This window comes from uncultured Thiodictyon sp., assembly GCF_903828115.1.
GTDB lineage: Bacteria > Pseudomonadota > Gammaproteobacteria > Chromatiales > Chromatiaceae > Thiodictyon.
On record NZ_CAIKKU010000299.1, the window covers coordinates 1 to 6840 of the forward strand.

8 protein-coding genes are annotated in these 6840 nt (G+C 65.2%); 7 read left to right on the plus strand and 1 reads right to left on the minus strand.

The features are described from left to right. Positions 1-133 precede the first annotated feature (133 nt). The 7 genes from QZY48_RS10975 to xrtH all read left to right on the plus strand — a co-directional run bounded on the left by QZY48_RS10975 (position 134) and on the right by xrtH (position 6334). Entirely contained in the window at positions 134-1468 is a 1335-nt protein-coding gene (locus tag QZY48_RS10975) for a phenylacetate--CoA ligase family protein (protein WP_295430898.1), read from the plus strand. Between the two features lie 39 nt (positions 1469-1507). After that, the gene (locus QZY48_RS10980; protein ID WP_295430899.1) at positions 1508-1945 is read left to right on the plus strand and encodes an ACT domain-containing protein; all 438 of its coding nucleotides are present in this window, start codon (positions 1508-1510) and stop codon (positions 1943-1945) included. A gap of 181 nt (positions 1946-2126) precedes the next feature. Next, the gene (locus QZY48_RS10985) at positions 2127-2807 is read left to right on the plus strand and encodes a DUF4124 domain-containing protein (RefSeq protein ID WP_295430900.1); all 681 of its coding nucleotides are present in this window, start codon (positions 2127-2129) and stop codon (positions 2805-2807) included. A 291-nt stretch (positions 2808-3098) separates the two neighbouring features. Further along, positions 3099-3368, plus strand: coding sequence for a type II toxin-antitoxin system Phd/YefM family antitoxin (locus QZY48_RS10990; protein WP_295430901.1), 270 nt, complete (start codon positions 3099-3101; stop codon positions 3366-3368). After that, complete coding sequence (locus QZY48_RS10995) at positions 3365-3796, plus strand: type II toxin-antitoxin system VapC family toxin (protein WP_295430902.1); 432 nt, start codon at positions 3365-3367, stop codon at positions 3794-3796. The genes QZY48_RS10990 and QZY48_RS10995 overlap by 4 nt, the downstream gene beginning before the upstream one ends. 41 nt (positions 3797-3837) lie before the next feature. Beyond that, positions 3838-5172, plus strand: a complete 1335-nt coding sequence (locus QZY48_RS11000; RefSeq protein ID WP_295430903.1) for a phenylacetate--CoA ligase family protein — start codon at positions 3838-3840, stop codon at positions 5170-5172. 28 nt (positions 5173-5200) lie between these two features. Further along, positions 5201-6334: an exosortase H gene (gene xrtH / locus QZY48_RS11005; protein WP_295430904.1), complete on the plus strand. Its 1134-nt coding sequence runs from the start codon at positions 5201-5203 to the stop codon at positions 6332-6334. A gap of 82 nt (positions 6335-6416) precedes the next feature. Here xrtH and QZY48_RS11010 read toward each other — a convergent pair whose 3' ends face one another. After that, positions 6417-6566 (minus strand): hypothetical protein, encoded by a 150-nt coding sequence (locus tag QZY48_RS11010; RefSeq protein ID WP_295430905.1) that lies wholly within the window; start codon positions 6564-6566, stop codon positions 6417-6419. Positions 6567-6840 lie beyond the last annotated feature (274 nt).

The following is a 6840-nucleotide window of genomic DNA, read 5'->3' on the forward strand; positions in this document are numbered from 1 at the left end:
TGATCGGAGAAGCGATGCGATTTGGTGTGCGGGAGAATCTGCGGCGTTACGATAACCTCGATTACGACAACGACAACGACAACGACAACGACAACGACAACGACAGCGTACAACGCTGACCGAGGGGGTCACGATGCAGACCGAGCTGTGGAACGACGCGGCGGGGGGCTTTCACCCCGTCAGCGCTCCGGATTTCCTACCCGCGGCGCGCCTTGAGGAGGTGCAACTGCGCCGCCTGCGCGCCGTGGTCGCGCGCGCCTTCGAGCATGTGCCGCTGTTTCGCCAGCGCCTGGAGAAGCGGGGCCTGACCCCGGAGGCCATCGGCAGCCTGGCCGATATCGCCCGGCTCCCCTTCACCGTCAAGACGGATCTGCGCGACACCTATCCCTTCGGCCTCTTCGCGAGCCCGATGGGCGACGTGGTGCGTCTGCACGCCTCCTCCGGGACCACCGGCAAGCCAATCGTGGTCGCCTATACACGCGAGGACGTGGACGTGTGGGCGGAGGTCATGGCGCGCACCTTCGCCGCCTGCGGGCTGCACCGCGGGGACATCCTGCAGAACGCCTTCGGCTACGGGCTCTTCACCGGCGGCCTGGGCGCCCACTATGGGGCCGAGGCCCTGGGGGCGACGGTGATCCCGGTCTCCGGCGGCAATACGGAGCGCCAGCTCATGGTTCTGCGCGACTTCGGCGTGTCCGCGCTGTGCTGCACCCCGAGCTATTTCGTGCACCTGATCGAACGTGCCAAGGATGTGGGTGTGGATCTGAAGGACCTGCCGCTACGTGTGGGCGTCTTCGGTGCCGAACCCTGGTCGGATGCCATGCGCCAACACATCGAGTCCGAGGCCGGGGTCAGGGCCTATGACATCTACGGCCTGTCCGAGATCATCGGCCCCGGGGTGGCCAGTGAGTGCGCGGCCCAGGACGGGCTGCATGTGTTCGAGGACCACTTCTACCCGGAGATCATCGACCCGGACACCGGGGCCAGCCTCCCGGACGGGGAGGAGGGCGAGTTGGTGCTGACCACGCTCAGCAAGAAGGCCATGCCGATGATCCGCTATCGCACGCGCGACATTACCCGGATCATCAGCGAGCCCTGCGTCTGCGGGCGGACGCTGCGGCGTATCCGGCGGATCGGCCGCCGCTCCGACGACATGATCATCATCCGCGGGGTCAACGTCTTCCCGTCCCAGGTGGAGGCCGCCCTGTTGCAGGTGGAGGGCACGCTGCCGCATTATCGGATCATCCTCACCCGGGAGCGCGGGCTGGATCAGATGGCGGTGGAGGTGGAGGTCACGCCCGAGGTCTTCAGCGACAAGATCCGCGCCCTGGAGGAGGTACGTGCGCGGCTCGCCCAGGCCATCGAGCAGATTTGCGGCATCCGGGTCGATCTGCGCCTGGTGGAGCCGCGCACCATCGAGCGCAGCGAGGGCAAGGCGCGGCGGGTCATCGACCAGCGTAACCTTTGAGTCGGCGGATTCGTAATCTCACCAGGGGAGTAAAGAACCATGAAGCTACAGCAACTCTCGCTGTTCCTCGAGAACCGTCCCGGGCGCCTGGGCGCGCCCCTGGAGGCGATCGCCGCGCAGGGCATCAATCTGATGACCCTGTCGCTGGCGGACACCGCGCAGTTCGGCATCCTGCGCCTGATCGTGCGTGAGTGGGAGCAGGCCCGGCAGGTCCTGGAGAAGGCCGGCTGGGTGGTCAATCTCACCGAGGTGGTGGCGGTGGACGTGCTCGACCGCCCCGGGGGGCTCGCCCAGGCACTGAAGGTGCTGGAGAGCGCCGGGCTCAATATCGAGTATATGTACGCCTTCTCGCTGCGCCGCGGTGACAAGGCGATCCTCATCTTCCGCTTCGAGGACCCGGACCAGGCCATCGCCGTCCTCACCGCCGCCGGTCTGCATGTGGTCGATGCCGAGGAACTCTTCAGCCACGTCGCTTGAGGGCGGAAGGAGAGAAGAAGATAAAAACCGCCCATGCGGCGGTCTGTCCGCCAAGCTCCGGGGCGCCAAGCCCGACCGCTGGGACCCCAGCGGCAGAGCAAACCTAGACCCCGGATGGCCGAACGGTCAAGGGCGGACGTGCTACGCTTCTCAAACCAGCACAGATAAACAGGTTGCCGCCATGTCTCGCCACCCTTGCGTTGCGTTCCTCCTCCCGCTGCTCACCCTGGCGTTGGCCCTCGCCGGCCCGCCCGCGGCCATGGCCGGGGCCTACCGCTGCACCAGCGCCACCGGTGAACTGACCTTCTCCGACCGGCCCTGCCCGCCGGACGCCCCCCGCCAGCAAGCGGTCCGTATCCCCACCCCGGCCCCCGCACCGCCCCCGGGAACCGGCCGCGCGACCCCCGCCGACGACCCCTATTCGATCGTCAACCAAGCACGCATGATCGAACGGCGCGAAGCCCAAGAGGCCGCCCGGCGCGCGGCCGATGCCGCCGCAACCCAAGCCGCGGTGCCAGCGCAACCCGCCGCTCCAAACGGCCCGGCGCTACCGGTCATGACCTATGAGCAGGCGCGTCGGCAAGCGCTGAAGGACGCGGGCTATCACCAATACGGAAATCTGAACCGGTTGCAAAAAGAGCGCGTCGACAATGAGATGTCGAAATACAGCTACCTTCCGCCGACCCCGCAACCGGCCGAGCAGAATGCTGCGGCAGCGCAACCGTCACTCTTGATCAATGGCGTTCCAGCGACCCCCACCGGCGGGGGAAACTACATCGACAATACCACCGGTCATTTCATGCAAGGCGCCGCCGGGGGTGTCATCGACACGCAAACCGGGCGGTTTCTCCCGACGTACTGACGAAGCAAGCTGCGCGCGGGATCGTCTAACGGCCCTGGCGCCCGCGCCACCCCGAAAGATGAAAGTTGCGGGCGCCATGGCCGTTCCCTCTCCCCGGCCTTCCCCCAGAGGGGGAGGGAGATGAGGAGCGCGCTCCCGGCGCGACGTTCACGGTAAAGCCTCGACCTCCAATGTCCGGAAGGACGATCAAGGTCGGTTCCTCTGAGGCTTGCAACCGCTGCGCCGAAATGAGGTCACATCTTTCGCCGACGCACCCTATAATGTGGCCACGCTGTATCCTGAGGTCCCGCCATGTCCATCGCCGTTCGTGAACTGAAGGCCAGACTGTCACGGGTGTTGCTGCGCGCCCAGGCTGGTGAGGTCATTGAGGTCACCTCGCACAACCGACCGATCGCGCGCATCGTCGGCATCCCGCCGCGGGCGGAGGACGGGGGGCTAAGCGGCCTGATCGCCGCGGGCGCCTTGTCTTGGAGCGGCAGCAAGCCGCGCTTGACGCCGCCCCTGGATCTAACGGAAGGTGTAAAGTCGGTTGGCCGGATGCTGTTGGAGGATCGCGGTTGATTCTGTTCTGCGATACCTCCGCGCTGATCAAGTTGTATCTGAGGGAGGATTCCAGCGACCTGATGATGGCGCTTGCGGCGGCGGCTTCCGCCATCGCGGTCTGCAGGATCGCCTGGGCGGAGACCATGGCGGCCTTGGCGCGCCGCGTGCGTGAGAGCCCGGCCGATGCGCAGCCGATCGAGGCGGTACGCAAGCGCCTTTGTCACGACTGGCCCGACTATGCGATTGTCGAGGTTACGCAGCCCTTGGTGGAACTGGCCGGCGACTATGCGGATATCTTTGCGTTGCGCGGCTATGACAGTGTGCAACTGGCCGCCGCGCGTATCTTGGAGGAAGCGGCCGGGGAGGAACTGCAATTCGCCTGTTTCGATACCCGTCTGGAAAAGGCCGCGAAAGTGCTGGGAATGTTGACGCTTGCGACGCTTTGACAATCGAAAGACAAAGATAATCACGAGACCTTGATAACGCTATGCCAGACATCCCCGGCTTTGCCATTGAAAACCGCGTCTTCGATCCCGCGGAAACCCTGCCGCGTCCGCAACTGGAGGCCCTGCAACTGGAGCGCCTGCGCGCCCTGGTCGAGCGGGTTGCCACGGTCCATTTCTATCGCGATCATTTCCGGCTGCACGACATCTCCCGGCGCAGCATCCGTAGTCTGGACGATATTCGCCGGTTGCCCTTCACTACCAAGGAGGACCTGCGCCGCCATCAGCCGCTAGGCTTCCTGGCGGTGCCGCGCAAGGACGTGGCGCGGATCCACGGCTCCTCCGGCACCACCGGTCGGCCCACCTTCGTCGCCTATACCGCGCAGGACCTGAAGACCTGGTCGGGGCTGTGCGCCCGCTTCCTGGTGGCGGGGGGGCTGCGGCCCGAGCATACGGTGCAGATCGCCTTCGGCTACGGGCTCTTCACCGGCGGCTTCGGGCTCCACTACGGGGTCGAGCGGGTCGGGGCGGCCATTATCCCCGCCGCCTCCGGCAATACCCGCCGCCAACTCGACATCATCCACGACCTGGCGCCCGAGGTGCTGGTCTGTACCCCGAGCTATGCCTTGACGATCGCCGACGGTGCCCGCGATCTGGGGATGGACCCGCGCTCCCTGCCGCTGCGCTTCGGCCACTTCGGCGGCGAGCCCTGGACCGAGGACATGCGCCGCGAGATCGAGGAGCAACTCGACATCCTCGCCTTCAATAACTACGGCCTCTCCGAGATCATCGGCCCCGGGGTCAGCGGCGAGTGCGCCGTCCGCAACGGGATGCACCTGCAGGAGGACCACTTTCTGGTGGAGTGCATCGACCCCGAGACCCTGGAGCCGGTGCCGGAGGGCGAGCCCGGGGAGTTGGTCATCACCACCCTGACCCGCGAGGCGGTGCCGATGATCCGCTACCGCACCCGCGATATCGCGCGGATCTATCGCGAGCCCTGTCCCTGCGGGCGCAACACGACGCGCATGGGCCGGGTGGCCGGGCGCAGCGACGATATGCTGATCATCCGCGGGGTCAACGTCTTCCCGTCCCAGATCGAGGAGGCCCTGCTGCGCGTGGAGGGCACCACGCCCCATTATCTGATCGAGGTGGACCGCCCCGGGACCCTGGATCAGGTGACGGTCAAGGTGGAAATCCGCGCCGAGATGTTCTCCGACCGCATGGACCGGATGCAGACCCTGCGCGAGCGGATCGCGCGCGAGATCCACACGGTCGCCGGCATCCGTGCGGAAGTGGACCTGGTGGAGCCGCGGCGCATCGAGAGATTTGACGGCAAGGCGAAGCGGGTGCTCGACAAGCGCGCGCTGTCGGACAGTTGAACGGCCCGCGGCGCCCGAGACCACTTCAATGACCCGCTTTTTCGTCGTTTTTCTGCTGATCGTCGCGGTGCTCTTCACCGTCGAGCTACTGCCTTGGACGCAGCAGGTCCTCGTGATTCCGTTCACCACCGGCATCGCTACGCTGGCCGTCGCCCTGATGCAGACCTGGGACAGTGAGATCGCGGCCCAGGGCAAGATCATCTGGAACACTGCCAACGGCTTCGCGGTGTCTATTGAGGCCGGCTGTAACGGTGTCGAGGCAGGCATCATCCTGGCCGCTGCCATGCTGGCGTTCCCCGCCTCCTGGGTGCAGAAGCTGCTAGGCATCGCCATCGGCCTGGTGACGGTTCAGGTGCTGAATCTGGTGCGTATCGTCACGTTGTTCTATCTCGGTCAATGGCATCCGACGGCGTTCGAGTGGGCGCACCTCTATATCTGGCAAGCATTGATCATGCTCGACGTGCTCGTCGTGTTTATGGTCTGGTTGCGGTGGGTCGCACAGCGTTCGAGCCTGCCCCGACCCGGCGTAGCGCCGGGGCGGGATCCGCTGCGCCAGTTCTTGCTGCGCGTCCTGTTCTGGCTGCCGGTGTGTTTCGCGGCTTGGTACTATTTCTCGATCCTCTTTACCATCCCACTCGCCGCCCTGGTCGATGCCCTCATGACCTGGAGCTTTCCCAAACTTGTCGAACAGGTGGCGCAGCAGGGGAATGCACTGACAGTGGTGACCGCGGTGCCGGCGCAGGCCGCGGTGAAGGGGGTCGCCCGAATGGGGACGCTGGTGTTCGAGGTCAATCCGCTGAAATATGGTTACTGCGTGCCGCTGTACACTGCGCTGCTGCTGGCGACCCCCGCCTCGGAAGCGGCGAAGGTCATTGGCTGGCTCGTCGCCATGCTGCTGCTGACGGCCGTTCAGGTCTTTGGAATTGCGACCGAAATCCTCAAGACCCTGGCCTTTCAACTGACCCCGGAGGCGCAGGCACTGCTCGGATTTACCAGCCTGGGCTATGAGGGACTGGCGTTGGCCTACCAATTCGGGTTCCTGATCCTCCCGCCCGCGGTACCTATCGTGCTTTGGTTCGTCCAGTTCCGTCCCGCAGTGTCGGGCCTGCTGGACCGCAAATCTCACCCCGGGGTTGAACGGGGGCCGTCCGTCGATGGATAAGGGCCGGTGCTCGGGCCTGGGCATTCGCCCCGGCCGTACGCAAGACGCGCCGGGCTGGTGCGCGGCGCTGCCGGTTGGGCACTCACTGGGTTTCGACCTCGAACCCCACCAAGGCGCGTTGCCCCCGGCTGCATTCAATGCCGATCAGATGGAGCGGCTGACCGGCGGCCACGTATTTGTCGGCATAGCCCCGGTCCTTGAACTGCTGCAAGGCCCGCCCGGCAGGCTCCAACTTACCTCACCCGACCTGCCGTAAGTCCGATGCGAACCTTTCCCGCCTTGACGTGCAAATCCCAGTCCTTCGGGGATCTTGCAGGCATCGCTGAACCGAACCGCTTCCCGCCTTTTTCTACGCCGTTTCCGTTAGGCCGGATTCGCTAGCCTTATCTGACTTGGATGCTGTTCCGGCAGAGTTGCCAAACGGAACAGGCGAGTTAATCGTGGTCTGTCGCTTATTACCCTAAATCCGGGAATTGCTCACACAAAGACACAAAGAACACAAAGAA